Raw genomic sequence first — 25,398 nt, 5'->3', positions numbered from 1 at the left:
CCGGAAGACCACGCCCAGGCAGTCCGTGCCCCGCCCCGGTAGTCTTGTGCAGTGACGATCCGCCTGTACGACACTCGCGCGCAGCAGCTGCGCGACTTCGCCCCGCTCGATGCCTCGAACGTGACGATGTACGTCTGCGGACCCACCGTGCAGTCCGGTCCGCACATCGGGCACGTGCGCGCCGCGCTGAGCTTCGACCTGCTGCGTCGCTGGCTCGCACGCCGCTACGGGCGGGTGACCTTCGTGCGCAACGTGACCGACATCGAAGACAAGGTGCTCGCCAACGCGACCGGGACCGAGCCGTGGTGGGCGCTCGCATACCGCATGGAGCAGGAGTTCTCGCAGGCGTACGCCGCTGTCGGCATCCTGGCACCGACCTACGAGCCGCGGGCGACCGGGTTCATCCCGCAGATGCACGACCTGATCGCGACCCTCATCGATCGCGGCCACGCCTATGCCGCCGCCGACGGCTCGGGCGACGTGTACTTCGACGTGCGCTCGTGGCCGCAATACGGCTCGCTCACGCATCAGTCGGTGGACGCGATGGAGGCGGCCGCGGACGCCGACCCTCGAGGCAAGCGGAACCCGCAGGACTTCGCGCTCTGGAAGGGCGCGAAGAGCGACGAGCAGCCGGATGCCGTATGGGATTCGCCGTGGGGCCCAGGCCGGCCCGGCTGGCACATCGAGTGCTCGGCGATGTCGAGGCGCTACCTCGGCGCGGAGTTCGACATCCATGGCGGGGGACTGGACCTGCGCTTCCCGCATCACGAGAACGAGCTCGCGCAGTCGACCGCCGCCGGCGACGCGTTCGCGCGGTACTGGGTGCACAACGGCCTCGTCACCGTGGGCGGGCAGAAGATGTCGAAGTCACTGGGCAACTTCACCCTCGCGGCCGACGTGCTCGCAGCTCATCACCCGCTCGTGGTGCGCTACGCGCTCGCCGCCGCGCACTATCGTTCGAGCCTGGATCTGACCGAGTCGTCGTTCGCTGAAGCCGAGGCCGCCCTCGGGCGCATCCGATCGTTCCTCGAGCGCGCCGGGCGCCTTCCGGCCGAGTTCTCGTCGGCGGCGGATCTGCCGGCCGCGTTCGCGGCTGCGATGGACGACGACCTCGGCGTTCCGCAGGCGCTCGCGGTGCTGCACGAGACGGTGCGGGCAGGAAACAGCATGCTCGACGCCGGGCGCAGCGCCGACGCGCAGCTCGCGGCGCTGCAGGTGCGCGACATGGCGGGCATCCTCGGGATCGATCCGCTCGCGCCGGAGTGGCGCGGCGACGTGACCGACGCGGCCGAGGCATCCGCCCTCGACGCGCTCGTGCAGACGATGATCACACAGCGTGCGCAGGCGCGCGCAGACAAGGACTGGGCCGCGGCCGATCGAATCCGAGACGCGATCGGCGCGGCAGGAATCACTCTGGAGGACACTCCGGACGGAACGCATTGGAGTATCGATGGCTAAGCCTGGCCGCCCCGGAGCGGGCAACAGCAAGAAGAAGGGTGCTTCCAAGGGCACCGGCGGCCTCGGCCGCAAGGCGCTCGAAGGTCGCGGCCCCACGCCGAAGGCCGAGGACCGCAGCTGGCACGTCGCCGGCAAGCGCAAGGCAGCACAGGAGCGGTTCGCGGCGGCCGGCGGCAAGGGACGCGTCGGTCAGAAGCCGCAGGGTCGCGACATGAACCGTCAGGCCCGCAGCAAGGCATCCGACGACACCGAGACCGTCACCGGGCGCAACTCGGTGCTCGAGGCGCTGCGCACCAAGATCCCCGCGACGACCTTCTACATCGCACAGCGCGTCGAGATGGACGACCGCGTCAAGGAGATGCTCGCGATCGCGCGGCACCGGGAGATCCCCGTGCTCGAGGTGACCCGTCAGGAGCTCGACCGCATGGCCGGCTTCGACGGCGTGCACCAGGGCGTCGCGCTGAAGGTGCCGCCGTACGAGTACGCGCACCCGCAGGACCTGCTCGAGCAGGTCATCGACCGTGGCGAGACGCCTCTGTTCGTCGCCCTCGACGGCATCACAGACCCGCGCAACCTCGGCGCCATCATCCGATCGACGGCAGCCTTCGGCGGGCACGGCATCATTCTTCCGCAGCGCCGCTCCGCGAGCGTGAACTCCGCCGCGTGGAAGACCAGCGCGGGCGCCGCGGCCCGCCTGCCCGTCGCGCTCGCGGCCAACCTCACCACGCTGCTGAAGGAGTTCAAGAAGCAGGGCGTGTTCGTGCTCGGCCTCGACGGCGGGGGAGACGTGGCGCTGCCTGCACTCGAGCTGGCCGACCGTCCCGTCGTCATCGTCGTCGGATCCGAGGGCAAGGGCCTCTCGCGCCTGGTCACCGAGACGTGCGACCAGATCGTGTCGATTCCGATCTCGTCGGCCACCGAGTCGCTGAACGCCGGCATCGCGGCATCCGTCGCGCTGTACCAGGTGTCGACCGTCCGAGCCGCCGGGGAATAGGACGCGCACCCGCGCGACTTGTAGTCGGTGAACCCGTTCGAGCATCGGAAGGAACACGGATGTCCCGCATCGTCGTCATCGGAGGAACCGGCTACGCCGGATCGCACATCGCCCGCGAGGCGGTGAGCCGAGGGCACGAGGTGACGGTGATCTCCCGTCAGGCGCCGGACGCCCCGCTCGACGGCGCGCAGTACGTGCAGGGCTCGGTGCTCGACCTCGACGCCCTCGGCGATGTCTTCGACGGGGCTGACGCCGTCATCTCTGCGCTCTCACCGCGCGGCGATATGGAGAACGAGGTCATCGGGGCGCTGCGGGGCCTGATCAAGAGGCTCGCCGGCACCCCGAGCCGCCTCGGCGTCGTCGGCGGAGCAGGCGGCAGCCTGGTCGCCCCGGGCGGACCGCGCCTGTTCGACCAGGGCTTCCCCGAGGAGTACAAGCACGAGGCGCAGGTGGGCATCGACTCGCTCGAGCTGCTTCAGGATGCCGACGGCCTCGAATGGTTCTTCATCCACCCGGCCGAGGTCTTCGGGCCCTGGGCCGAGGGCGAGCGCACCGGCCGGTACCACGACGGCGGCGACGTGCTGGTTCGGGATGCCGACGGGAACTCCACCATCTCCGGCGCGGACTTCGCGATCGCCGTCATCGACGAGATCGAGCAGCCGAAGCACCGCAACGGTCGCTTCACCGTCGGCTACCGCGACTAGACGAGGTCGCGCCAGTCGATCGCGGCGGTGTCGTCTGACACCTCGACCGAACCGGTCTCGACCGGAACGCCCAACGATTCGGTGGGCGGTCCCATGATGGTCGCCTCGTCGCGACGGTGCCGCAGCACGTCGTTGATGTAGCTCGTGAGCACCTCGGCGAGCGGCACCGACCGCGACTGCGCCTGCGACAGGTACCAGCGGTGCTCGAGCACCTGGTGATACACCTCGGCGGGCTCGAGCTTGGCGCGCAGGTCGTAGGGGATGGCGCGCACGACCGGCTCGAACACGCGGGTCAGCCATTCGTGCGCGTACATCTCCTCTTCGGTCCATGCCTTGGTCGAGCGCACCCGGAACTCGTCGAGGTCGTTGAGCAGTCGACGGGCCTGGTTCTCCTCCACGTCGAGACCGGTGAGGCGGATCAGCCGCCGCTGGTGGTGGCCGGCGTCGACAACCTTCGGCTGGATGCGCACGGTCGTGCCGTCGGCGGTGGTCTCCATCGACATCTCGTCGATGTCGAAACCGAGTGCATTGAGCTTCTCGACGCGCTCGGTGATGCGCCAGGTCTCCCCGGTAGAGAACGTCTCCTCGTCGGTGAGCGCCGCCCACAGCGACCGATACGACGAGACGATGCCGTCGGCGATCTCGAGAGCATCCACACCGCGCTCCAGACGGCCGCCGGCGGCGAGGTCCATGATCTCTCCGGCGATGTTCGTGCGCGCGAGGTCGAGGTCGTATGCGCGCTGACCGTCGGTCAGTCCCTCCTCGTGCAGTTCACCTGTCTCGGCATCCACCAGATATGCGGCGAACGCGCCGGCGTCGCGCCGGAACAGGGTGTTCGACAGCGACACATCGCCCCAGTAGAACCCGACGTTGTGCAGTCGCACAAGCAGCAGGGCGAGGGCGTCGACCAGACGAGTCGCCGTGTCGGGGCGCAGCACCCGCGTGAACAGCGCGCGATAGGGCATCGAGAAGCGCAGATGCGAAGTCACCAGCGCTGCCTGCAGCGCTTTGCCGTCGGCGTCCGTGCGTCCGGCGATCACCGCGACCCGGCTGACGCAGGGCACGTCCAGGCGGCCCAGGTTTCCGAGCATCTCGTACTCGCGCTGGGCCATCTCGGCCGTGGTCTCCTTGACCGCGACCACCCGCCCCGACAGGTCGGCGAAGCGCACGAGGTGGCGCGACAGGCCCTTCGGCAGCGACACGATGTGCTCCGAGGGCCACTTGCCGAGCGGGGTCGACCAGGGCAGGCTCAGCAGACCCGGGTCGATGGAGCTGGCGGTGATGCGCAGAGACTCCTGCATGGTTCCTCCGGAAACACCGCGGCGCGGGAGACCATGAGGTCCGCCCGCGCCGAGTGCTCGATTCGTCAGGCCGAGACGACCGGCTTGTCGTTGAGGCGCTCGCCCGACTCGAGGTCGAAGGCGTGCACGTGTCCGGGGTTGGCGGCCAGGGTGACCGTCTCGCCGGCGTTGGGGTGGCTGCGGCCGTCGACGCGGGCGACGATGTCGGTGCGCTTGCCGTTGATGTCGGTGTGACCGTAGAGGTAGCCGTCGGCGCCGAGCTCCTCGACCAGGTCGACGACGACCGCGAGACCCTTGCCGTCGGCGGGGCCGACCGTGATGTCCTCCGGGCGCACGCCCACGGTGACCTGGCTGCCGCTGGCGCGACCGACCGTGTCGCGGTCGAGGGGGACGATCTCGCTGCCGAAGCGCACGCCGCCCTCGGCGAGGTCTGCCGAGAACAGGTTCATCGCCGGCGAACCGATGAAGCCGGCCACGAAGACGTTGTTGGGTCGCTCGTACAGATCGCGCGGGGTGCCGACCTGCTGCAGGATGCCGTCCTTGAGCACCGCGATGCGGTCGCCCATCGTCAGCGCCTCGGTCTGGTCGTGGGTGACGTAGACGGTGGTGACGCCGAGGCGGCGCTGCAGCGAGGCGATCTGCGTGCGGGTCTGCACGCGCAGCTTGGCGTCGAGGTTCGACAGCGGCTCGTCCATGAGGAAGACCTGGGGCTGACGCACGATGGCGCGGCCCATGGCGACGCGCTGGCGCTGACCGCCCGAGAGGGCCTTCGGCTTGCGGTTGAGGTACTCCTCGAGGTCGAGCAGCTTGGCGGCCTCGAGCACGCGGCTCGCGCGCTCCTCCTTGCCGACGCCGGCGATCTTGAGGGCGAAGCCCATGTTCTCGGCGACCGTCATGTGCGGGTAGAGCGCGTAGTTCTGGAAGACCATCGCGATGTCGCGGTCCTTCGGCGGCACGTCGGTGACGTCGCGGTCGCCGATGAGGATGCGGCCGCTGTTGACCTCTTCGAGGCCGGCCAGCATGCGCAGCGAGGTGGACTTTCCGCAGCCGGACGGGCCGACGAGAACGAGGAACTCGCCATCGGCGATCTCGATGTTCAGCTTGTCGACAGCCGGACGCGTGCCGCCGGGGTACAGGCGGGTGGCGTCGTCGAACGTAACGGTGGCCATGGTTTCTCCTTCACCGGCAGGTACGTGCCGGACGATCCTTCGTGATGGAAGCGGCGGGCCCCGCCCGCCGTGACCCGCCATCGGGTCGGGATCAGTATGGCACGGCCGGGCGCGTCTGGGTATTTCCCAGACTGCCTCGTTAGCATCGAACCCGGCGCCGCGCTCTCTGCGGCCGCGGGATCACCCGGTCCCACCCGATGCCTCAGGGCCCACCCGATCTTCAAGAGGAACGATGTCGAGCGACGAAACGCCGAACGTCCCCGCCGCTCGCCATTCGCGTGAAGCGGTGCGGGAGAAGGCACAGTTGGTGCACGCCCAGCAGTCCCGGGCGCGGCTGGTGCGACGGCTCGTCATCGGTCTCGTAGCCATCCTCGCCGTCGGCTCGATCGGCGCTGCCGTGGCCTACGCGGTGGGCTCGTCGATCTCGAAGCCGCAGCTCAGCCCGAGCGGCATGTCGGGCGATGGCGTCACGGTGAGCCAGGTCACCGCCGCCCCGTCGGCGACGGCGGCCACCCCGGCGCCGTCGGAGGGTGCCTCCGAGGCGGGCGAGGCTGCGACCCCGACACCGGAGCCTTCGGCCTCGACGAGTGCGAAGCCCACCGAGATCCACATCTACGTCGACTACCTCTCGGCAGGAGCGGCGGAGTTCGAGCGCGCTAACGCGCGCCAGCTCGCCGGCTGGATCTCCGAGGGGGCCGTGACCGTGACGTATCACCCTGTCGCGCTGCTCACCGCCAGCTCCAACGGCACGAAGTACTCGCTGCGCGCCGCTGCCGCCGCCGCGTGCGTCGCCACGTACGCGCCGAACAGCTTCTACGACTACAACCACGAGCTGCTGGCCGGGCAGCCCCAACCCGACAGCGACGGGCGCAGCGACGCGGAGCTCGCCGACCTCGCGGTCGCCGTCGGGGTGTCGGATGCCAAGAAGGTGCGCTCGTGCATCGAGAAGCAGGACTTCGTGGCGTGGGCCAAGGACGCCACGGACCGCGCGCTCGAGGGTCCGCTGCCGGGTACCGACGGTCTCAAGCTGAACAACGAGGCGCTGATCCTCGTCGGCGGCAAGTCGTACGTCGGCGCCCTGAACGACCCCGCGGAGTTCTCGCAGTTCGTGCTCACCATCGCGAGCGACGAGTACTTCGGCGCGACGAAGCCCACCCCGACGCCCACGCCCTCGTCGACACCCGCATCCTGACCGGGCGGTCGGTGCGAGGGATCCGATGTCCGTCGCTATGCTGGATGACGGTCCGCCGACTTGGCGCAATTGGTAGCGCACCGTACTTGTAATACGGGGGTTACGGGTTCGAGTCCCGTAGTCGGCTCCACAGACGAGGCACGTGCTCCCGAGAAGGGCGCGTGCCTCGTTCATCTGTCAGAAGAGGGCCTGAGCGCCCTTGTCGTCGTCGCGCGGCACCGCGGCGACCCGCTCGTCGAGGCCGGCGGCGGCGAGCAGCGCCTCGTCGATGAGCTCACGGCCGGGATCGCCGTGCAGCCAGTCGTGCGCGAACGCGGTGGGTATCAGCACGGGCATCCGGTCGTGGATGTTCGCCAGGTGCGGGGGAGCGGGGCGCATCACGATCGAGTAGCACGTGACCCACTCGCCGTCGGGAGTGCGGCCGCGCTGGGTGACCGCGGCCATGCCGAACAGCACCCCTCGCGCGAGGCCGAACTCGTGCCACACACGGTCGGGCTTCTGCATCTCGTACCAGCCTGTCGCTGGCACCAGGCCGCGCGTGCGCAGCGCGCCAGGGCGGTCCTGCAGGCGCTCTGATCGGGTGTTGATCGACGGGAACTTCGCCGGCTGACCGTCGACGAGGAAACCCCACCAGGCGGGCTCGAGCGCGGCGGCATCGCCGTCTGCCGTCACCAGCGGGTTCAGGTTGCGCAGGTTCTTCCCGGTCGGACGCAGGGTCTCACCCGCATTGCGCTCGGCCCACGAGCGCAGCCCGTCGAGCACGGCGTCGTCGGCCTCGGCCAGCAGCTCGGCATCGGTGAAGCGGGGATCCAGTCCGTAGCTCGCGCACATGCCGACAGGCTATCCGCGGGGGCCGACATGGCGGTGACGACTTGGAGAAGCCCCGACGCGAGCAGGGTGGATGCCCGGCGCCGGCGCGGGGCGGAGCGCCGCGCGGGTACCCTGGAGCGAGTGACCTCCCCTCGCCCTCTGCCCGCCTGGATCGCCCTGGGTGGTGCTGTGTCGATCGGTGCGATGACGGCCGTGCAGGCCCGGATCAACGGCGTCCTCGGAGTCCGCATCGACGACGGCATCGTCGCCGGTCTGATCTCGTTCGCCGTCGGGCTCGTGCTCCTGGTCGTCGTGGTCCTCGCCCTGCCCTCCGGTCGGGCAGGTCTCGGGCGGCTGCTCACGGGCATCCGCTCCCGCACCATCCCGTTCTGGATGCTTCTCGGCGGCACCTGCGGCGCCCTCACCGTCACCACGCAGGGGCTCGTCGCCGGCGTCCTCGGGGTGTCGCTGTTCACCGTCGGCGTGGTCGCGGGCCAGACGCTGCACGGCCTGCTGCTGGACCGCATGGGCGTCGGGCCGTCCGGCATCGTCGCCGTCACTCCGGGGCGGGTGATCGGCGGTGCCCTCGCCCTCGCCGCCGTCGGCATCTCGCTGGGCGGCGACGTGCTCGCGACCGCGCCCCTGTGGCTGCTGCTGCTTCCGTTCGCGGCCGGCGCAGGCATCGCGTGGCAGGCGGCGGCGAACGGTCGCCTCGCGCGCCGGGTCGCATCGCCGCTCACGGCGACCCTGATGAGCTTCATCGCCGGCACCGTCGTGCTGCTCGCGGGCGCCGCGGTCAGCGTCGCGACCAGAGGGATGCCCGGCGCACTCCCTGCCGAGCCCTGGCTGTACCTGGGCGGCCTCCTCGGCTTCGCCTACATCCTGCTCGGAGCCTGGCTCGTGCCCTACACGGGTGTGCTGCTGCTCGGCCTCGGAAGCGTGCTCGGACAGCTCGCGACGTCGGTGACGATCGATCTCATCTGGCCAGTCGACAGCGGTCCTGCCCTGTGGCAGCTCGCCGCGATGATCTTCGTCGCGGCGGCCTCGGTGATCGTCGCCCTGCCGCGGCAGCGCTGACTCAGCGCTCGTCGCGCTTCTTCTTCTCGCGCTTCTTCTTCTCGCGCTTCTTCTTCTCGCGCTTCTTCGAGGTCTTGTCCTTCTTCGAGGTCTTGTCCTTCTTCGAGGTCTTGTCCCTCTTCGAGGTCTTGTCCTTCTTTCGGGACTCGTCCTTCTTCCGGGACTCGTCCTTCTTCGAGGGCTCGCCCTTCTTCGACGCCTCGCCACGCCGACCCAGTTCCTCGCCGGTCGCCGACGCTGCGGGCATCGCGGTGAGCAGCGCATCGGCAGCCACCGGCTTGCGACGGCCGGCGTCCTTGCCCTCGGGCTTCCCGCCGACGTAGAGCCAGCCCAGCAGCTCCTCGTCGTCGCGCAGGCCGTGCGCCTCGGCGACGGCCGTCGCGCGGGTGAGCCCGCCGGTGCGCCAGATGACGCCCCAGCCCGCCTCATCGAGCAGCAGGCTCAGGGTGTGCGCGACGCCGGAGACGACCGCCTCCTGCTCCCAGCGCGGCACCTTGTCGCTCCTGCGGTAGCAGGCGACGATGGCGATCAGCAGCGGGGCGCGCAGCGGTTTGGTCGAGGGTGCGTCGTCCCCGGCTGCCGCAGCCAGCGCGGCTCCCAGCGTCAGACGGTCATCGCCGCGCAGCTCGATCAGTCGCCACGGTCGCAGCGCCGAGTGATCCGCGACGCGCCCGGCCGCCTCCACCAGCGGCAGCAGCTGCTCGCGCGTCGGCGCGTCGTCGGTCACGCGCGACCAGGATGCTCGGCGCCGGACGGCGTCGAGCGCACTCACGACTCGTCGGGCGTGAACGACAGCGCCACCGAGTTCATGCAGTAGCGGTCGCCGGTCGGGGTGCCGAAGCCGTCGGGGAAGACGTGGCCGAGGTGCGAGCCGCACGCCGCGCAGCGCACCTCCGTGCGGACCATGCCGAGCGAGGTGTCCTCGATGAGCTCGACGGCCTCGGGGCGCACCGACTCGTAGAAGCTCGGCCAGCCGCATCCCGAATCGAACTTCGTGCCGCTGCGGAAGAGCTCCGCACCGCACGCGCCGCAGGTGTAGAGCCCGGCGCGCTCCTCATCGAGCAGCTCGCCCGTCCAGGGGCGCTCCGTCGCCGCGGTGCGCAGCACCGCGTACTGGTCGGCGCCCAGCTCGGCGCGCCACTCTGCATCCGTCTTGTTCACGCTGTAACCCATGCATCCATTCTCTCGCCTCCACGCCCCGCTCGGGTCGCTCGAGGGGCGTCCGCATCGTGCCCGACCCGCCGGCTGGGACAATGGCGGGATGACGGATGGTGTCGCCGAGCGCTACGAACGCTTCGCGCTCGACGAGGCGCCAGGGCGCAGCGAGGTGTACACCGAGTGGGCGACGGGTGTCGCGACGGATGCCGGCGTGCAGGCCGTGCTCGAGCGGCTCATGCCGCAGCACCGGCAGCCCCCGCTGGTGTTCGCGGTGTCCCGCCTGCTCGGCGCGCCGGTGGCCGGATACCGGTCGTGGCGGCAGTTCGTGATCGACCATGCCGATGATCTCGTCACGGAATGCGCGCGGCGCGGGGTGCAGATCAACGAACCCCTCCGCCTGGCGGCGCTGCTGCCCGCGCTGAGCCTGGTCGAGGGTCCGATCGCCCTTCTCGAGCTCGGAGCCGCCGCGGGTCTGTGCCTGTACCCCGATCGCTACTCGTTCCGCATCGACGGCGACGACGGCATCCTGCGGCGACGCATCGATCCCGACGACGGGCCCTCGACGGTGCTGCTGACCAGTGCGGTCACGGGCGAGCTGCCCGAGCTGCACGTGCCGGAGGTGATCTGGCGCGCCGGTGTCGATCTCGATCCGATCGACGTGCGGGTGCCAGCCGACCGGGCCTGGCTCGAGTCGCTCATCTGGCCCGGCGAGCACGAGCGCGCCGAGCGGATCGCCGCCGCGATCGCGGTCGCCTCCGCCGACCCGCCGCTGCTGCGCGCCGGAGACGCCATCGAGCAGCTGGAGGGCATGGCCGCGGCCGCCCCGGACGGGGCGACCCTCGTCGTCACCACCCCCGGCATGCTCGTCTACCTGCCCCGACCGAGACGCGCCGAGCTCATCGACCGCATCCGCGCTCTGGACGCGCGCTGGATCACGATCGACCCGCCGGCGCTGCACGACGCCTGGCGCCCGCGCATCGATCCGAGCGCGTTCCGCGGCTTCGCGGTCGCTGTCGACGGCCGGGTCGTGGCGGATGCCGACCCGCTCGGGCGCTGGTGGGAGTGGCGCGCGGGGATCGGGCCGGATGCCGCGTAGCCTGAGCGCATGCTCGGTGAACTCTCCGATCGCGATCGCGCGATCCTGACGCTCGAGGCGGCCTGGCCGCGTCACGGCGGCATGAAGGAGGAGACCATCCGTGCGCAGCTGGGCATGAGTCCGGCCCGCTACTACCAGCTGCTCGGCCGCCTGATCGAGACGGAGGCGGCGCTCGAGTTCGATCCGCTGCTGGTGCGCCGTCTGCGCCGTCTGCGCGACAGCAGGGCGGTGCAGCGCACCGCCCGCATGCGCGGATTCGTGGGCTGAGCGCGCCTCACCGCGAGCATCCGCCCGGCTCCGCTCCGTGCGGACTCACGGCGGCCGCCCGCTAGCATCGAGGGGTGCAGAAGCTCTCCCGTGATCGATTCGACGACGTTCCGCACGCCACCGGCCGCGTCGGTGCGCACCGCGCCGAGCAGCCCGGGATGAACGGTCTCGTCGTGCTGCTGTGGTCGGCGGCGGTGGCTCTCGTGCTCATCGTCGGCGGGATCTTCGTGTCGCTGGTCATGATGGATCGCATCTCGCTGTTCGGTGGGGAGGAGCCCGGCCCGGTGCCGACGCAGCCCGGCGTCGTGGCGCAGATCGATACGTCGTATCGCGTGCTGATCCTCAATGCGACGACCGAGAAGGGGCGCGTCGCCGAGGTGCGTGAGAAGCTGCTGGCCGAGGGATGGTCGACCGACGACGTGTTCGGCAGCGACGGCGCGTCGCAGGAGTTCTCGAAGACGACGGTGTTCTACGTCGCGGATGCCGACGAGGGCGCCGCCCTCGGGCTCGCCGACGTCCTCGGGGGCGTCGACGTGCAGCAGAGCGATTTCTACGCCGCGATGAACGACTCCGACAGGCCGCAGCTGACGGTCGTGATCGGCGTCGACAAGGCGACGTCGTCAGCCCCGGCCAGCGAGGCACCGGCCCCCTGACGGCCCGCGGTCCTTCCGGACGCGCGGCTTGCACTCCCATGGGTCGAGTGCCAGACTGTTATTAGCACTCGAACAGTCGGAGTGCTAATACCCCATCGCCTACGTCCGGGAGGGACGAAAGACTCATGGCAAAGATCATCGCTTTCGATGAGGAGGCCCGTCGTGGCCTCGAGCGCGGCCTGAACATCCTGGCCGACGCCGTCAAGGTGACCCTCGGCCCGCGCGGTCGCAACGTCGTGCTCGAGAAGAAGTGGGGCGCCCCCACGATCACGAACGACGGTGTGTCGATCGCCAAGGAGATCGAGCTCGACGACCCGTACGAGAAGATCGGTGCGGAGCTCGTCAAGGAGGTCGCCAAGAAGACCGACGACGTCGCCGGTGACGGAACCACCACTGCGACCGTCCTCGCTCAAGCACTGGTTCGCGAAGGCCTGCGCAACGTCGCAGCCGGCGCCGACCCCATCTCGCTCAAGCGCGGCATCGAGAAGGCCGTCGCGGCCATCACCGAGGACCTGCTGAGCAGCGCCAAGGAGATCGAGTCCAAGGAGCAGATCGCCGCCACCGCATCGATCTCGGCCGCCGACCCCGCCATCGGCGAGCTCATCGCCGAGGCCATTGACAAGGTCGGCAAGGAGGGCGTCGTCACCGTCGAGGAGTCGCAGACCTTCGGCACCGAGCTCGAGCTCACCGAGGGCATGCGCTTCGACAAGGGCTACCTGAACCCCTACTTCGTCACGGACCCGGAGCGCCAGGAGGCTGTCTTCGAGGACCCGTACATCCTCATCGCCAACCAGAAGATCGGCAACATCAAGGACCTGCTGCCGGTCGTCGACAAGGTGATCCAGGACGGCAAGGAGCTCGTCATCATCGCCGAGGACGTCGAGGGCGAGGCTCTCGCGACGCTCGTGCTCAACAAGATCCGCGGCATCTTCAAGTCGGTCGCCGTCAAGGCTCCCGGCTTCGGCGACCGTCGCAAGGCGCAGCTGCAGGACATCGCGATCCTGACCGGCGGCCAGGTCATCACCGAAGAGGTCGGCCTCAAGCTCGAGAACACCACGCTCGACCTGCTCGGCCGTGCACGCAAGGTCATCGTCACCAAGGACGAGACCACGATCGTCGAGGGCGCGGGCGAGCAGTCCGCCATCGAGGGTCGCGTCACTCAGATCCGTCGCGAGATCGAGAACACCGACAGCGACTACGACCGTGAGAAGCTGCAGGAGCGGCTCGCGAAGCTGGCCGGCGGCGTGGCCGTCATCAAGGCCGGGGCTGCGACCGAGGTCGAGCTCAAGGAGCGCAAGCACCGCATCGAAGACGCCGTCCGCAACGCGAAGGCAGCCGTCGAGGAGGGCATCGTCCCCGGTGGTGGCGTCGCGCTCATCCAGTCCGCGAAGGTGCTCGACACGCTCGCTCTCGAGGGTGACGAGGCGACCGGTGCGAACATCGTGCGCGTCGCGATCGAGGCTCCGCTGAAGCAGATCGCCATCAATGCGGGCCTCGAGGCCGGCGTCGTGGCGCACAAGGTCGCCGAGCTCCCCGCGGGCCAGGGCCTGAACGCCGCCACGGGCGAGTACGGCGACATGTTCGCACAGGGCATCATCGACCCGGCCAAGGTCACCCGCTCGGCGCTGCAGAACGCCGCGTCGATCGCCGGTCTGTTCCTGACCACCGAGGCCGTCGTCGCCGACAAGCCCGAGAAGGCTCCGGCCATGCCGGCCGACCCGTCGGGCGGCATGGACTTCTGATCCTGATGATCTGAAGTACCACGTCGAATGCCCCCTGCCGCATGGCAGGGGGCATTCTGCGTGTTCCGGCTCGTTCGGGTCAGCGGAACAGGCTCGCCGAGTACTGGTCGGCCTCGGCGTACTGCGACGCGGCTGAACCGAGCGCGCCGCTGATCGATCCCAGCACCTGTTCGACGTGCATCTGCGCTCCGCGCCACTGCTCGCTGCACTGCTGGAAGGCGACGGCCGCGGCGCCGGTCCACGAGGACTGCAGCTGATTCAGCTGGGCCATGAGCGCGGCCGACTCGCTCTGCAGCCGCTCCATGGTGGCGTAGGCGGCGCCGTTGGCGGCCTGGACGGCGTCGGTGTCGACGGTGAAGACGGACATGGGGTCTCCTCTCGGTGGACTTCCGAGGCTAGGAGGAGACACACGACGCCGGCTCCCGGATCCGCGGCGTCGGTGGATGGATCGCCGGACGCCGCCGTTGTGCAGGACAGATCGGGATCAGCGGTCGACGCGCTCGATCGGCTGCGTCTCCTCCAGCAGGTGCGCGGGAGTGGACTGCGCCGGTGCCAGCGGCAGCGCGACGGTGAAAGTGGCTCCTCCGCCGGGGGTCTCTGCGACCGAGACCTCGCCGCGCAGCGACTCGATGATCGACGCGACGATCGCGAGCCCCAGACCCGACCCGCCCGTCTCCCTCGCCCGCGACGTGTCGGCGCGCCAGAACCGCTCGAAGATCTGCTCCCGGATCTGCGGGGGGATGCCTTCGCCGTGGTCGACGATCGAGATGGTGCCCACGCCCCGCCGGCGATCCGCTCCCACGACCAGTTCGATAGGACTGTCGTCGGGCGAGAACCGGCGCGCGTTGCCGAGCAGGTTCGTGATGATCTGGCGCACCTTGTTGTCCTCGCCGAGGACGATCGGGGGCGTGCGCACCGGGGCATCCGTCGCCTCGGTGAAGTCGATCGCCGGGACGGGAGTCGCCGGCCTCGGCCGGCGCCGCAGACGCGCGAGCGGGTTCGAACCGCGAGCGACCGGAGAGCGCGGCGGTTCGGGTGTCGGCGCGCTGCTCGGCGCTCTGCCGTGCAGCAGAGGGGTGGTGGCCTCGTCGGCGGTGGTGTCGACGACGGTGATCGTGCGTCCCGGGGCGGCGACGCGCAGGTCCAGCGCGGCGTCCCGCGCGATGGGGCGCAGGTCGAGCGGCTCGATCTGCAGCTCGCGAGATCGCTCCTCGTCGAGGCGGGCGAGCGCGAGCAGGTCCTCGACGAGCACGCCCATGCGGATCGCCTCCTTCTCGATGCGCTCCATGGCGCGGGCGGTGTCCTCCTCGCCCGTGATCGCACCCATCCGGTACAGCTCGGCGTAGCCGCGCACACTCACCAGCGGTGTGCGCAGCTCGTGACTGGCGTCGCCGATGAAGCGCCGCATGTTCTGCACGGTGCGATCGCGCTGCGCGAGCGAGCGGTCGACGCGGTCGAGCATGGTGTTGATGGCCGAGTTGAGCCTGCCCACCTCGGTGGTCGGCTCGAGGTCGGTGAGGCGCTGGCTGAAATCGCCGGCCGCGATGGCCATGGCGGTGGACTCGACCTGGCCCAGCCGGCGGAACGTGAGCGTCACGAGCCCTCGGGTGAGCAGCGCCGCGAGCAGGATGGTGACCAGCGCCACCGTCGTGTACACCGCGACATAGGTGGCTACGATGCGGTCGGCCTCGTCAAGCGGCAGTGCGACGATCTGCACGTAGGTGAGACCCTGAGGATCCTGCGCCGACTGCGCCGATGCGACGGCGCTGTATGTCTCGCCGTCGTCGCCGTCGAGGGTCATCACCCGATCGCCCTGGCTGACGGTGTCCTGAAGGGTGAACTGCACGGGGAAGTCAGGGCGCGGACCGGATGCCTGCCCGCCCGCTTCGGCGATGAACTCGCCGTTCGCGGTGTAGAACGCGACCATGAACTCGGTGGGGCGAGGTGCGATCTCGGCCGGTTCGAAGTCGAGCCGGCCGCCCTCGGCCGAGACATCGAAGAAGCGCTCGGCCTGCCCCGTGGTGGCGAGGGCCGGCAGCTGGGCGTCGATGTTGTTGATCATCGCCCCGCGCAGGATCGGCACCGTGCCGATGCCGGCGATCATGAGGCCCAGGGCGAGCACGGCGACGGTGACGCCGGTGACCTTGGCGCGCAGGCTGATGCGCCGCCACCACCGGGTGACGGGATCGGGCTCGCCTGCCATGACCGCCTCGGACCGCGTCTCGCTATGCCGACTTGCCGACCTTCAGCATGTAGCCGAAGCCGCGCTTGGTCTGGATCACCGACTCCTCGGTGTGCGGATCGATCTTGCGGCGCAGGTACGAGATGTAGCTCTCGACGATCCCGGCGTCTCCGTTGAAGTCGTACTCCCACACGTGGTCGAGGATCTGCGCCTTCGACAGCACCCGGTTCGGGTTGAGCATCAGGTACTTCAGCAGCTTGAACTCGGTGGGGCTGAGCTCGATCGGCACCTTGCCGACGAAGACGTCGTGGGTGTCCTGATCCATCGACAGCTCGCCCGCCCGGATCAGCGACTCCTCATCGGTCTGCATCGTGCGTCGCAGGATCGCCTGGGCGCGGGCGACGATCTCGTCGAGGGCGAACGGCTTGGTCACGTAGTCGTCGCCGCCCGAGTTCAGGCCCTCGATCTTGTCCTGAGTGTCATCCTTCGCGGTGAGGAAGAGGATGGGGGCCGTGAAGCCCGCGCCGCGCAGACGCTTGGTGACGCTGAACCCGTTCATATCGGGGAGCATCACGTCGAGGATGATGAGGTCGGGCTCCTCCTCGAGCACGGCCGAGATCGTGGCCGCTCCGTTCGCCACGGTCCGCACCGTGAATCCCGCGAAGCTGAGACCCCGGGAGAGCAGGTCGCGGATGTTCGGCTCGTCGTCGACGACCAGGATTCGCGCATCAGTCATGACCCCATTATGGTGACTGCGGCCTTGCGCGCGCTGATTGCCTTCGGCGCGCGGGTCTCAGGGCGCCAGTGCCGCGTCGACCGCGCGAACGACGACGTCGGTGATGGGCGCCTCGGGGTCGACCGTGATCCGGTGCAGCAGCAGACCGTCGGCGGCGGCCATCAGGAAGGGTGCGCGAGCGGCCGCCTCGGCGCCGCCGAGTTCGAGCAGGATGCCACGGATCCACGCCTCCATGCCGTGCCGCTGCTCCCGCAGGGGCCTCGCGGCATCGGCATCCGCTTCGAGGAACAGCGCGTACCTCGCCCTGGTGCGACCGGCGAGGCTCCCCGACTGCAGCTGGATCATCCGGTTGAGGGCGGCCACGAGCTCGTCGCGGGAGTGGATCGCCGAAGCCCCCGCATCCTCCCGCTCGGCGGCGGCCATCCATTCGATGACGCCGGAAAGGAGGGCGGCCCTGGTGCGGAAGTGATTCGATGTCGAGCCCGGGGGCAGGGACGCCGCCGCATCGACCCTTCCGTGCGTGAGAGCGCGGATGCCCTCGGCGCCGATGAGGTCGACGGCCGCATCCAGCGCGCGTCGACGTGTGCTGCTCACGTGCCGAGCCTAATCGTTACTACTTCCATAGTGACAAACTACTATGAAAGTAGTAGCCTATGTGCAGGGCCGATGCTGACCCGCTGAAGCGACTGGGAGGCTCATCATGGACGAACCGGCATCGACGAAGACACCGCTCGAGCACGACTGGTCTCCTCCGCTTCCGGCCGCGCCGGGCTTCGAGCACATCGTCGTTGAGACCCCGGGTGCGCGCAGCCACGTCGCCGTCATGGGGGCGGGTGAGCCGGTGGTGATGCTGCACGGCTTCCCGCAGCACTGGTGGGAATGGCGGCCCGTCGCGCCGCGGCTCGTCGCGCACGGCTTCCGCGTGATCTGCCCTGATCTGCGCGGTTCGGGATGGACCGAGGTCGATGATCCCGTGATCCGCCGCACGTCGATGCTCGCCGACCTCGTGGCGATGATGGATGCCCTGGGCGTCGACAGCGCGCACATCGTGAGCCACGACCTCGGCGCCGTGGTCGCCGGTCAGCTCGCCTATGAGCATCCGGAACGGGTGCGCACGGCCGTGCAGCTCGCCGTCCCGCCCGGGTTCATGACCTTCAGCCCGAAGCTTCTCCCGGCCTTCAAGCACATGCCCCCGCTGCTGCTGCATCGGCCTGGGCAGTCGCTCGACTGGCTGTTCGGCCCCGACTACGCAGCTCAGCCGATGACGGACGACGTCATCGATGGATATCTGCGTGTGCAGCGGCGGCCCGGATTCGACGCCGCCGTCCGTGCGCTCTACCGCGGCATGATCATCCCCGAGGTGATCCGGCTGTCGACGGGGCACTACAAGCGGCGGCGGCTGCATCCGCCCACGTTGGCGGTGTTCGGTCGCCGAGACGGGCCGTTCGCCGAGCGGACGGTTCGCCGGATCTGCCGGGGACAGGATCGGTACGCCGATCGGTTCGATCTCGCCTTCGTCGACGGCGCCGCGCACTTCGTCGTCGACGACGCGCCCGAGGCGGTCGCCGACCTCTGCCTCGACTGGTTCGCTCGCCACGATGAGGATTCCGGGGCGGGGGAGTAGCGTCGACCGCATGAGCGACTCGGAGCATGGTGGCGACAGCGCATGCTGGCTGTCGCAGGTCTGCCCCGAGTGCGGAGCGCTGCTCGACGACCTCGCCGCTCCCTGCTGGCGGTGCGGCCTGAAGCCGGACGAGGAGGCGAGCTGAACAAGGCCCCCGATCTCAGGCGGCGCTGAGCTCGTCGGCATCCATGATCGTGTAGCTGTACCCCTGCTCGGCGAGGAAGCGCTGTCGGTTCTGGGCGTAGTCCTGGTCGACCGTGTCGCGGGCGATGAGGGTGTAGAAGCTCGCCGTGTGGTTCGACTGCTTGGGTCGCAGCAGGCGGCCCAGGCGCTGCGCCTCTTCCTGACGCGAGCCGAACGAGCCCGACACCTGAATGGCCACCGACGCCTCGGGCAGGTCGATCGAGAAGTTGGCGACCTTCGACACCACGAGGAGAGAGATCTCGCCCTCCCGGAACTGCCGGTAGAGCTCCTCGCGCTCGTCGACCGGCGTCGCACCGGTGATCTGCGGCGCGTTCAGCGCCTGAGACAGACTCTCGAGCTGGTCGAGGTACTGGCCGATGACGAGGATGCGCTCGCCGGGATGCTTCGCGATCAGCTCGCGCACCGCCGTGATCTTCGCGGGGGCGGATGCGGCCAGCCGGTAGCGCTCGTCGTCGGTCGCTGCGGCGTACTCGAGCCGGTCGCTCGGCGGCAGGTCGACGCGCACCTCGTAGCACGCGGCAGGGGAGATGAAGCCCTGCGCCTCGATCTGCTTCCACGGGGCGTCGAAGCGCTTGGGGCCGATCAGGCTGAACACATCGCCCTCGCGGCCGTCTTCGCGCACGAGCGTAGCGGTGAGGCCGATGCGTCGACGTGCCTGCAGGTCGGCGGTCAGCTTGAACACCGGCGCCGGCAGCAGGTGCACCTCGTCGTAGACGATCAGGCCCCAGTCCATCTCGTCGAGCAGCGAGAGATGCGCGTACTGTCCCTTCCGCTTGGCTGTGAGGATCTGGTACGTCGCGATCGTGACCGGCTTGACCTCCTTGGCCTGGCCGGAGTACTCGCCGATCTCTTCGGGGGTGAGCGAGGTGCGCTTGAGCAGTTCGTCTCGCCACTGCCGCGCCGAGACGGTGTTCGTCACCAGGATCAGGGTGGTCGTCCCGGTCGCGGCCATCGCGCCCGCGCCGACGATGGTCTTGCCCGCGCCGCACGGCAGCACGACCACTCCGGAGCCGTCCTTCGCGAAGGCGTCAACCGCCTGACGCTGATACGGCCGCATGCTCCAGCCGTCCTCGGCGAGGTCGATCTCGTGCGGTGTGCCCGGTGTGTACCCGGCGAGATCCTCCGCCGGCCAGCCGATCTTCAGCAGCTCCTGCTTGATCTGACCGCGTGCCCACGCGTCGACCACGTAGCTGTCGGGGGACGGATGCCCGATGAGCAGCGGCTGGATGCGCTTGTTGTTCGCGACCTGCGCGAGCACCGCGGGGTCGGTCGAGCGCAGCACGAGCGAGCCCTCCTCGTCGCGCTCGATCACGAGCCGCCCGTAGCGGCCCACCGTCTCGCGCAGGTCGACGGACACCGACGGGGGCACGGGGAAGCGTGACCAGCGGTCGAGGGTCTCGAGCATGTCCTCGGCGGTGTGCCCGGCCGCGCGTGCGTTCCACAGCCCCAGCCGCGTGATGCGATAGGTGTGGATGTGCTCGGGGGCGCGCTCCAGCTCGGCGAAGATCGCCAGCTCGTGCCGAGCGGATTCGGCGTCGGCATGCGCGACCTCGAGCAGCACGGTGCGGTCGCTCTGGACGATCAGGGGGCCATCAGACATAGCAGACCAGTCTACCGGGCACGGCGCCTGCGGGCTTGACCGGGGTCAGGTCGACGGTGACCGCACCGACACGATGCTCCGGACGGGAAGAGTGCGCTCGACGTCCGCCGCCCGGTCCCGTCCGCGCAGGCGCCCGCCGCCGAGGCCGGACGCCTCCAGAGTGAGCTCGCGTCGCGAGCCGTCTGGCATCGCGACCTCGACGATCACGACAGCCTTCGCCCGCACTGCGGCCTCGAGCTCGCGGTCGAGCCAGGCGGCGTCCGCGTCGGGGCCCTGGTGCGAGCGCAGCCTCTCGATCAGGGGCGCGTATCCGGTGTCTTCGTGGTCGTGCGCGCCGGCGATCCGGGCGCGTCCGGCCGCGACGCTGCGCCCCGTGCCGTCGACGAGGGTGGCTGGATAGCGGGCATCCGTCAGCGCCCAGGCGACCGCCTCCGGCCCGACCCGTGAGACGAGCCCGTCATCCTCCCGGATCAGGCCGAGCGGACGCAGGTTCCGATCGATCTCCATCGCCTCGAGAAGGTGCGCGTCGGCGCTCGTCACGACGGTGCCTCCGTCGGCATCCGGGCGCACCCGCACGAGACCGTGTCTGACAGCGGTCTGCCGGACGAGATACTCGAGCGGCTGCGGAACCCCGGTCAGCGAGATCTCCTGCAGGAAGGTCAGGATGCCCTCGGCGGTGCCCCCCTCGACGAACGCTCGCGACACGGACTCGGTGGTGAAGCGGTACGACGAGGCCTGCGCGGGATCGTGCTCTGTCATCGTGCGCAGGCGATTGTCGAGCGAGGGCTGCAGTGGACCGGGCGCGATGGCGCTGAGATCGTTCTGCAGGAAGATGCGGTCGACCTCGGTGGGCAGCAGCGCCTGCAGGGCCGCGCTGTCGAACGGCCTGTCGGCGTGCAGCGCCGTGGCCCACTCCGGTACCGTCCACGCGCCGGCGGGCGCGCCGGCCAGCAGCCCGATGCGCCATGCGAGAGCCCGCAGGTGCGCGGCGCGCGCGGGCCAGTGCGGATCCCAGGGGTGCAGTCGCGGCCAGTCGGCCGCCGCCGAGGTCCGGATGCCCGAGGGCAGCGTCTCCGCGAAGCGCGAGGCCACGTGCACCCACCGCTCGGGGAACGACGAGTCCAGCCATCGCTCGGCAGCCGGTGTCAGCCGGAGCTCGCGATCGATCTGTCGGGCGAGTCCGGCACGCTCGGCCAGATCGCGCAGCTCGTCGAGATCGCCGTCATCCATCAGCCGGCGCTTCTCGGTCGCGCTCAGCGCTCCGGTCGCCACCAGCGCCAGCGGTGCCGTGCGAGCGGCGAGCAGCAGCTCGGCCAGTCCGCCGACCGTCGCGAAGGCGCGCTCGGCCGCTCCGGCGGCGTCGGCGTCGGATGCCGGCGCGGGGCTCGCGCCCGGCGCATCCGGGACCTCGGGCATCCGCTGCACGAGCGCTCGCACCGGCGGCAGCATCCGACCCTCCGCGTCGAGGAGTCCGAGCGCGGCGTCTTCGAGAGCGATCGGCTCGTCCGGCCCAGCGGCGCGCACGGCGCCCGCCTCGGCCCTCGTCAGTCGCGCCAGCGCGCGCTCGATCGATGCCGGCTCGAGCAGCGCCTCGGCCGCGTCGAAGAAATCGGTCCAGCCGACGTCGGGCCGCACCGCGCGCTCGCGCAGCATCCGCTCGAGCTGCGCATCGCTCGCGGAAGCGAGCTGGTCAGCCAGCGGACGGGCGTGCGTGCTCATGGTCAGGATCCGGAGCCCGCGCGTCCCCTGCGAGCCCAGCTGAGCACGAGCAGCGTGATGATCATCAGGAAGGCGATCGGCAGGCCGAACAGCGGCAGCGCGGCGATGACGGGCCAGATCCCGTGCCCGAACGCCGACTGATCCATCCCGACGGCGGTGCCGATGATGATCGAGAAGAAGCAGATCACGGACACCGCGGCCAGGGCGAGCGCGGTGAAGGCCAGGAATCGCTCGAGTCGCCCGGTCTGCGGCGCGCTGAGGTCGTCGTGCTTGCTCATCGCTCTCAGCGTATCCCCTGGGGACATGAGGGGGCGGGTAGGCTGAGGGAGTCGCGCCGCCGCGCGACGTCTCCGTTCCGTGTTTCAGTGAGGTTCGCCCATGCCCACCGGCAAGGTCAGGTTCTACGACGACGAGAAGGGGTTCGGCTTCATCGCATCCGATGACGGCCAGGACGTCTTCCTGCACGCCTCTGCCCTTCCTGCAGGCGTCTCCGTGAAGAAGAACGCGCGCGTCGAGTTCGGCCTCGCCGACGGCCGCCGCGGCCCGCAGGCGCTCTCCGTCCGGGTGCTGGATGCCCCGCCCAGCCTGGCGAAGGCGGCTCGCAAGCCCGCCGACGACATGGCCGTCATCGTCGAGGATCTCGTGCGCATGCTCGACGAGATGGGCGGCGACCTGCGCCGCGGCCGTTATCCCTCGGCGACCAGGAGCCGCACCGTCGCCGCCGTCCTCCGCAAGGTCGCTGATGACCTCGACGCCTGACGAACTGGCCGAGACCACCCGCGACCTCGCGCTCGCCGCGCTGCACGAGATCACGCCTCTTGCGACCGTGGGGCCCGCAGCCGGGCACACAGTGGAGGAGAGCGGCGCTGTCTCGCTGCGCTTCGAGAACCGGCTGCCCGGTTACCCGGGGTGGTTCTGGACCGTCACGGTCGCGCAGGTCGACGACTCCGAGCCGACCGTGCTCGAGGTCGAGCTGATGCCAGGCGACGGCGCGCTGCTCGCGCCCGACTGGGTGCCGTGGGCCGAGCGCCTCGCGGAGTATCGCGCGCACCAGGCGGAGCTCGCCGCACAGGCTGCGGGAGCCCCCGCGGACGACCCGGCCGACTTCGGGGACGATGATTCCGATGACGACGACGACCCCGAAGTCCACGACTCCGAGGACGATGAGCCCGACGACGACGACTCCGACGAGGACGTATCGCCCCGTCTGCACGCCGGCGATGTCGACGGCGTCGACATCGACGAGCTCGATGAATCGGGCGATGACTCGGTGGACGACGACGACGACGACTCCGACGACTCCGACGACGGAGACGACTCCGCTGACGAAGAGGACTCCGAGGACGACGAAGGTTCTGACGACGATGAGGACTCCGATGACGACGAGTGACCGACGGGGACCCGTCCGCAGCGAACGCCGGCGCCCCTTCTGACAGATGACGCCCCCTCGGATCCTGACGGATCAGAGGGGGCGCCGTCGCGCCGGCGGGGCGAGCCTGCCGGGAGTGTCAGCCCTGGTGCGCGAGCACGTACTCGATCGAGCGGATGAGTTGGCGCACATCATCCGGGTCGATCGACACGAACGTCGCCACCCGCAGCTGATTGCGTCCGAGCTTGCGATACGGCTCCGTGTCGACGATGCCGTTCCCGCGCAGCGTCTTCGCCACGGCCGCTGCGTCGACGCTCTCGTCGAAGTCGATCGTGGCGACGACGGGAGACCGGTGTGCCGGATCCGCGACGAACGGGGTGGCCACGGCGGACGCGGCAGCCCAGTCGTAGAGCAGCCCGGATGATTCGGTCGTGCGGGCGGCCGCCCAGCTGAGCCCGCCGCCGTCGAGGATCCACTCGAGCTGGCTGTCGAGCAGGTGCAGCGTCGCGAGAGCCGGGGTGTTCAGGGTCTGGTTCAGACGCGAGTTGTCGACCGCGTTCTTCAGGCTGAGGAATTCCGGGATGTACCGTCCGGAGGCGGCGATGCGCTCGATCCGGTCGATCGCGGCAGGCGAGACCGCTGCGAACCACAGCCCGCCGTCCGAGCCGAGGTTCTTCTGCGGAGCGAAGTAGTAGACGTCGGCCTGGGCGACGTCGAAATCGATGCCGCCGGCCGCGCTGGTCGCATCGATGACGGTGAGCGCCCCTTCGGCGGCGACACGCTGCACCGGAGCCGCGACACCCGTCGAGGTCTCGTTGTGCGGCCAGGCGTACACGTCGACGCCGTCGACCATCTCGGGGACGGTGAGAGAGCCTGCGTCGGCCGTGCGCACGTCCGGCGCGTCAAGCCAGGGCGCGGCTGCGGCCTTGGCGAACTTCCCGCCGAATTCGCCGAAGACGAGATTCTGGCTGCGGCGCTCGATGAGACCGAACGCGGCGGCGTCCCAGAACGCCGTCGACCCGCCGTTGCCGAGGATGATCTCGTAGCCCTCCGGAAGGCGGAACAGTGCGGAGAGTCGCTCGCGCACGCTGCCGACGAGGTTCTTCACCGGCGCCTGGCGGTGCGATGTGCCGAGCAGGCTGACACCCGCAGCGGCGAGGGCGTCCACCTGGGCGGTGCGCACTTTCGAGGGGCCGCAGCCGAAACGTCCGTCGGCGGGCAGGAGTTCGCGGGGGATCTCGATCGACATGGCTCGATTGTAGAGGCGCGGACGGCTCGACCCATGCCCTGTGACGGGTCGGTCGCCGGCCGGGAAGGTAGGCTTGCCTAAGAGCTTCGGAGGGCATGAATGACCGACCTGATCGACACGACCGAGATGTACCTGCGCACCATCCTCGAACTCGAGGAGGAGAACATCGTGCCCCTTCGTGCGCGGATCTCCGAGCGCCTGGGCCACTCCGGTCCCACGGTGTCGCAGACCGTCGGACGCATGGAGCGCGACGGACTGGTCGTGGTGTCGGAGGACCGCCGTCTCGAGCTCACGGATGACGGCCGCCGGAAGGCCGTCGACGTGATGCGCAAGCACCGGCTGGCGGAGCGGCTGCTCTCGGACGTGATCGGCCTGGACTGGGCGTACGTGCACGAAGAGGCCTGCCGCTGGGAGCACGTCATGAGCGAGCAGGTCGAGCGTCGGCTCGTCGAACTGCTGGGGCATCCGACCGAGTCGCCCTACGGAAACCCCATCCCCGGACTCGATCAGCTCGGCGACATCGAGACGCCGGCTTTCGAATCCGGCGTGGTCGGGCTGGTGAAGAAGCTGGATGCCGCAGGCGGCCCCATCACGGGCACCGTACGCCGGCTCGCGGAGCCCGCGCAGGTCAGCCCCGAGCTGCTCGAGCAGCTGCGCGACGCGGGTGTCGTCCCCGGTGCCAGCGGCGACTACCGGTACAGCGAGGGATACGTGCTCATCCAGATGGAGGGCAGTGATGCGGGCCTGGAGCTGCCCGTCGAACTGGCGTCGCACATCTTCCTCGTCGCAGAGAATGCCTGATCTGAGCTCATTTCGCACCTGGTCGGGTCGATTGCCAGGTTCGCAGGGTGACAGAATCGTTATCTTCCGGTAGCCTCGGTGAAGTCGTCGGAGAAGAAGCCCGCCGATGACGAATCGCGAAGATCGCCTCCCTGGCTCGTCGTCTTCGCGAAGAGTTCGCACAACGTGCCGTGTGACATACGTGCCCGATAAACGACATTGCTGACGAGCCTGCGCTGCCCGAAGCGCGGAGGCGCAGGAGGAATCCCTTTTGGCCCAAGAAATCGTCCCGACCGAGCCTGCGGGCACCCCGA

At 69.8% G+C, this 25,398-nt stretch carries 26 protein-coding genes, 1 tRNA gene and 1 pseudogene; 15 read left to right on the top strand and 13 right to left on the bottom strand.

Features of this window, described 5'->3' with window-relative positions; genetic code table 11:
- Nucleotides 1-51: 51 nt before the first annotated feature.
- From cysS to V2S05_RS06695, 3 genes are read left to right on the top strand one after another with little or no spacing between them, the layout of a single operon-like run.
- Nucleotides 52-1,458, top strand: coding sequence for a cysteine--tRNA ligase (cysS, locus tag V2S05_RS06705; protein ID WP_413634496.1), 1,407 nt, complete (start codon nucleotides 52-54; stop codon nucleotides 1,456-1,458).
- Nucleotides 1,451-2,452, top strand: a complete 1,002-nt coding sequence (gene rlmB / locus V2S05_RS06700) for a 23S rRNA (guanosine(2251)-2'-O)-methyltransferase RlmB (protein WP_413634495.1) — start codon at nucleotides 1,451-1,453, stop codon at nucleotides 2,450-2,452. Before cysS ends, rlmB begins: the two co-directional genes overlap by 8 nt.
- Nucleotides 2,453-2,511: 59 nt before the next feature.
- Entirely contained in the window at nucleotides 2,512-3,156 is a 645-nt protein-coding gene (locus tag V2S05_RS06695) for an NAD(P)-dependent oxidoreductase (protein WP_413634494.1), read from the top strand.
- On the opposite strand, the gene V2S05_RS06690 is transcribed toward V2S05_RS06695, so the two are convergent.
- Together V2S05_RS06690 and V2S05_RS06685 are read right to left on the bottom strand one after the other, a co-directional pair.
- Nucleotides 3,153-4,457, bottom strand: a complete 1,305-nt coding sequence (locus tag V2S05_RS06690) for a DUF4032 domain-containing protein (RefSeq protein ID WP_413634493.1) — start codon at nucleotides 4,455-4,457, stop codon at nucleotides 3,153-3,155. The genes V2S05_RS06695 and V2S05_RS06690 overlap by 4 nt on opposite strands.
- 65 nt (nucleotides 4,458-4,522) lie before the next feature.
- The gene (locus V2S05_RS06685; RefSeq protein ID WP_413634492.1) at nucleotides 4,523-5,626 is read right to left on the bottom strand and encodes an ABC transporter ATP-binding protein; all 1,104 of its coding nucleotides are present in this window, start codon (nucleotides 5,624-5,626) and stop codon (nucleotides 4,523-4,525) included.
- Between the two features lie 232 nt (nucleotides 5,627-5,858).
- On the opposite strand from V2S05_RS06685, the gene V2S05_RS06680 reads away from it, so the two are divergent.
- Nucleotides 5,859-6,818, top strand: coding sequence for a DsbA family protein (locus tag V2S05_RS06680; protein ID WP_413634491.1), 960 nt, complete (start codon nucleotides 5,859-5,861; stop codon nucleotides 6,816-6,818).
- 54 nt (nucleotides 6,819-6,872) lie between these two features.
- Nucleotides 6,873-6,948: transfer RNA gene (locus tag V2S05_RS06675), tRNA-Thr, on the top strand.
- Between the two features lie 47 nt (nucleotides 6,949-6,995).
- Here V2S05_RS06675 and V2S05_RS06670 read toward each other — a convergent pair.
- Nucleotides 6,996-7,649, bottom strand: a complete 654-nt coding sequence (locus V2S05_RS06670; RefSeq protein ID WP_413634490.1) for an SOS response-associated peptidase family protein — start codon at nucleotides 7,647-7,649, stop codon at nucleotides 6,996-6,998.
- Nucleotides 7,650-7,760: 111 nt separating this feature from the next.
- Between V2S05_RS06670 and V2S05_RS06665 the strand changes: the two genes are divergently transcribed.
- The gene (locus V2S05_RS06665; protein WP_413635251.1) at nucleotides 7,761-8,705 is read left to right on the top strand and encodes a DMT family transporter; all 945 of its coding nucleotides are present in this window, start codon (nucleotides 7,761-7,763) and stop codon (nucleotides 8,703-8,705) included.
- 241 nt (nucleotides 8,706-8,946) lie between these two features.
- Here V2S05_RS06665 and V2S05_RS06660 read toward each other — a convergent pair.
- Together V2S05_RS06660 and msrB are read right to left on the bottom strand one after the other, a co-directional pair.
- A pseudogene (locus V2S05_RS06660) lies at nucleotides 8,947-9,477 on the bottom strand (nitroreductase family protein); the annotation flags it as partial.
- Nucleotides 9,474-9,878, bottom strand: a complete 405-nt coding sequence (gene msrB, locus V2S05_RS06655) for a peptide-methionine (R)-S-oxide reductase MsrB (RefSeq protein ID WP_271637052.1) — start codon at nucleotides 9,876-9,878, stop codon at nucleotides 9,474-9,476. The pseudogene V2S05_RS06660 and the gene msrB, both read right to left, overlap by 4 nt.
- A gap of 88 nt (nucleotides 9,879-9,966) precedes the next feature.
- Here msrB and V2S05_RS06650 point away from each other — a divergent pair, with 88 nt between their 5' ends.
- The 4 genes from V2S05_RS06650 to groL all read left to right on the top strand — a co-directional run bounded on the left by V2S05_RS06650 (nucleotide 9,967) and on the right by groL (nucleotide 13,621).
- Nucleotides 9,967-10,959 carry a DUF2332 family protein gene (locus tag V2S05_RS06650; RefSeq protein ID WP_413634489.1) on the top strand — a complete coding sequence of 331 codons (993 nt, stop codon included), beginning with the start codon at nucleotides 9,967-9,969 and terminating at the stop codon, nucleotides 10,957-10,959.
- A 9-nt stretch (nucleotides 10,960-10,968) separates the two neighbouring features.
- Nucleotides 10,969-11,226, top strand: a complete 258-nt coding sequence (locus V2S05_RS06645; RefSeq protein ID WP_271637054.1) for a DUF3263 domain-containing protein — start codon at nucleotides 10,969-10,971, stop codon at nucleotides 11,224-11,226.
- A 74-nt stretch (nucleotides 11,227-11,300) separates the two neighbouring features.
- Nucleotides 11,301-11,879, top strand: coding sequence for a LytR C-terminal domain-containing protein (locus tag V2S05_RS06640; RefSeq protein WP_413634488.1), 579 nt, complete (start codon nucleotides 11,301-11,303; stop codon nucleotides 11,877-11,879).
- Nucleotides 11,880-12,004: 125 nt separating this feature from the next.
- Complete coding sequence (gene groL / locus V2S05_RS06635; RefSeq protein ID WP_413634487.1) at nucleotides 12,005-13,621, top strand: chaperonin GroEL; 1,617 nt, start codon at nucleotides 12,005-12,007, stop codon at nucleotides 13,619-13,621.
- A gap of 79 nt (nucleotides 13,622-13,700) precedes the next feature.
- On the opposite strand, the gene V2S05_RS06630 is transcribed toward groL, so the two are convergent.
- From V2S05_RS06630 to V2S05_RS06615, 4 genes are all read right to left on the bottom strand, one after another.
- Entirely contained in the window at nucleotides 13,701-13,988 is a 288-nt protein-coding gene (locus tag V2S05_RS06630; RefSeq protein ID WP_271637057.1) for a WXG100 family type VII secretion target, read from the bottom strand.
- A gap of 117 nt (nucleotides 13,989-14,105) precedes the next feature.
- Nucleotides 14,106-15,824 carry a sensor histidine kinase gene (locus V2S05_RS06625; RefSeq protein WP_413634486.1) on the bottom strand — a complete coding sequence of 573 codons (1,719 nt, stop codon included), beginning with the start codon at nucleotides 15,822-15,824 and terminating at the stop codon, nucleotides 14,106-14,108.
- Between the two features lie 22 nt (nucleotides 15,825-15,846).
- Nucleotides 15,847-16,539, bottom strand: a complete 693-nt coding sequence (locus V2S05_RS06620) for a response regulator transcription factor (RefSeq protein WP_071640566.1) — start codon at nucleotides 16,537-16,539, stop codon at nucleotides 15,847-15,849.
- Between the two features lie 57 nt (nucleotides 16,540-16,596).
- Nucleotides 16,597-17,133 (bottom strand): TetR/AcrR family transcriptional regulator, encoded by a 537-nt coding sequence (locus V2S05_RS06615; RefSeq protein WP_413634485.1) that lies wholly within the window; start codon nucleotides 17,131-17,133, stop codon nucleotides 16,597-16,599.
- Nucleotides 17,134-17,239: 106 nt separating this feature from the next.
- Here V2S05_RS06615 and V2S05_RS06610 point away from each other — a divergent pair, with 106 nt between their 5' ends.
- Both V2S05_RS06610 and V2S05_RS06605 read left to right on the top strand, forming a co-directional pair.
- Complete coding sequence (locus tag V2S05_RS06610; protein WP_413634484.1) at nucleotides 17,240-18,163, top strand: alpha/beta fold hydrolase; 924 nt, start codon at nucleotides 17,240-17,242, stop codon at nucleotides 18,161-18,163.
- A gap of 10 nt (nucleotides 18,164-18,173) precedes the next feature.
- The gene (locus tag V2S05_RS06605; protein WP_271637061.1) at nucleotides 18,174-18,308 is read left to right on the top strand and encodes a hypothetical protein; all 135 of its coding nucleotides are present in this window, start codon (nucleotides 18,174-18,176) and stop codon (nucleotides 18,306-18,308) included.
- A 15-nt stretch (nucleotides 18,309-18,323) separates the two neighbouring features.
- Here the strand turns inward: V2S05_RS06605 and V2S05_RS06600 are convergent, their stop codons facing one another.
- From V2S05_RS06600 to V2S05_RS06590, 3 genes are read right to left on the bottom strand one after another with little or no spacing between them, the layout of a single operon-like run.
- Complete coding sequence (locus V2S05_RS06600; protein ID WP_413634483.1) at nucleotides 18,324-19,967, bottom strand: DNA repair helicase XPB; 1,644 nt, start codon at nucleotides 19,965-19,967, stop codon at nucleotides 18,324-18,326.
- A 45-nt stretch (nucleotides 19,968-20,012) separates the two neighbouring features.
- Nucleotides 20,013-21,686 carry a helicase-associated domain-containing protein gene (locus V2S05_RS06595; protein ID WP_413634482.1) on the bottom strand — a complete coding sequence of 558 codons (1,674 nt, stop codon included), beginning with the start codon at nucleotides 21,684-21,686 and terminating at the stop codon, nucleotides 20,013-20,015.
- A 2-nt stretch (nucleotides 21,687-21,688) separates the two neighbouring features.
- Nucleotides 21,689-21,964, bottom strand: a complete 276-nt coding sequence (locus V2S05_RS06590) for a multidrug ABC transporter ATPase (RefSeq protein ID WP_413634481.1) — start codon at nucleotides 21,962-21,964, stop codon at nucleotides 21,689-21,691.
- A gap of 100 nt (nucleotides 21,965-22,064) precedes the next feature.
- On the opposite strand from V2S05_RS06590, the gene V2S05_RS06585 reads away from it, so the two are divergent.
- Together V2S05_RS06585 and V2S05_RS06580 are read left to right on the top strand one after the other, a co-directional pair.
- Nucleotides 22,065-22,445, top strand: a complete 381-nt coding sequence (locus V2S05_RS06585; RefSeq protein ID WP_071640579.1) for a cold-shock protein — start codon at nucleotides 22,065-22,067, stop codon at nucleotides 22,443-22,445.
- Entirely contained in the window at nucleotides 22,429-23,076 is a 648-nt protein-coding gene (locus tag V2S05_RS06580) for a DUF3027 domain-containing protein (RefSeq protein WP_413634480.1), read from the top strand. Before V2S05_RS06585 ends, V2S05_RS06580 begins: the two co-directional genes overlap by 17 nt.
- Nucleotides 23,077-23,194: 118 nt before the next feature.
- On the opposite strand, the gene serC is transcribed toward V2S05_RS06580, so the two are convergent.
- On the bottom strand, nucleotides 23,195-24,304 hold the full coding sequence (gene serC, locus V2S05_RS06575; protein ID WP_413634479.1) for a phosphoserine transaminase: 1,110 nt from the start codon (nucleotides 24,302-24,304) through the stop codon (nucleotides 23,195-23,197).
- Between the two features lie 99 nt (nucleotides 24,305-24,403).
- Here serC and V2S05_RS06570 point away from each other — a divergent pair, with 99 nt between their 5' ends.
- A complete protein-coding gene (locus V2S05_RS06570; RefSeq protein ID WP_271637067.1) occupies nucleotides 24,404-25,105 on the top strand; it encodes a metal-dependent transcriptional regulator in 702 nt (233 codons plus the stop codon).
- The last annotated feature ends 293 nt before the right edge of the window (nucleotides 25,106-25,398 follow it).

Source organism: Microbacterium sp. OR16 (assembly GCF_047306725.1).
In the GTDB taxonomy this organism is placed as follows: domain Bacteria; phylum Actinomycetota; class Actinomycetes; order Actinomycetales; family Microbacteriaceae; genus Microbacterium.
The sequence above is the reverse complement of the archived record's forward strand: the minus strand, read 5'-3'. Positions and strand labels throughout refer to the sequence as shown.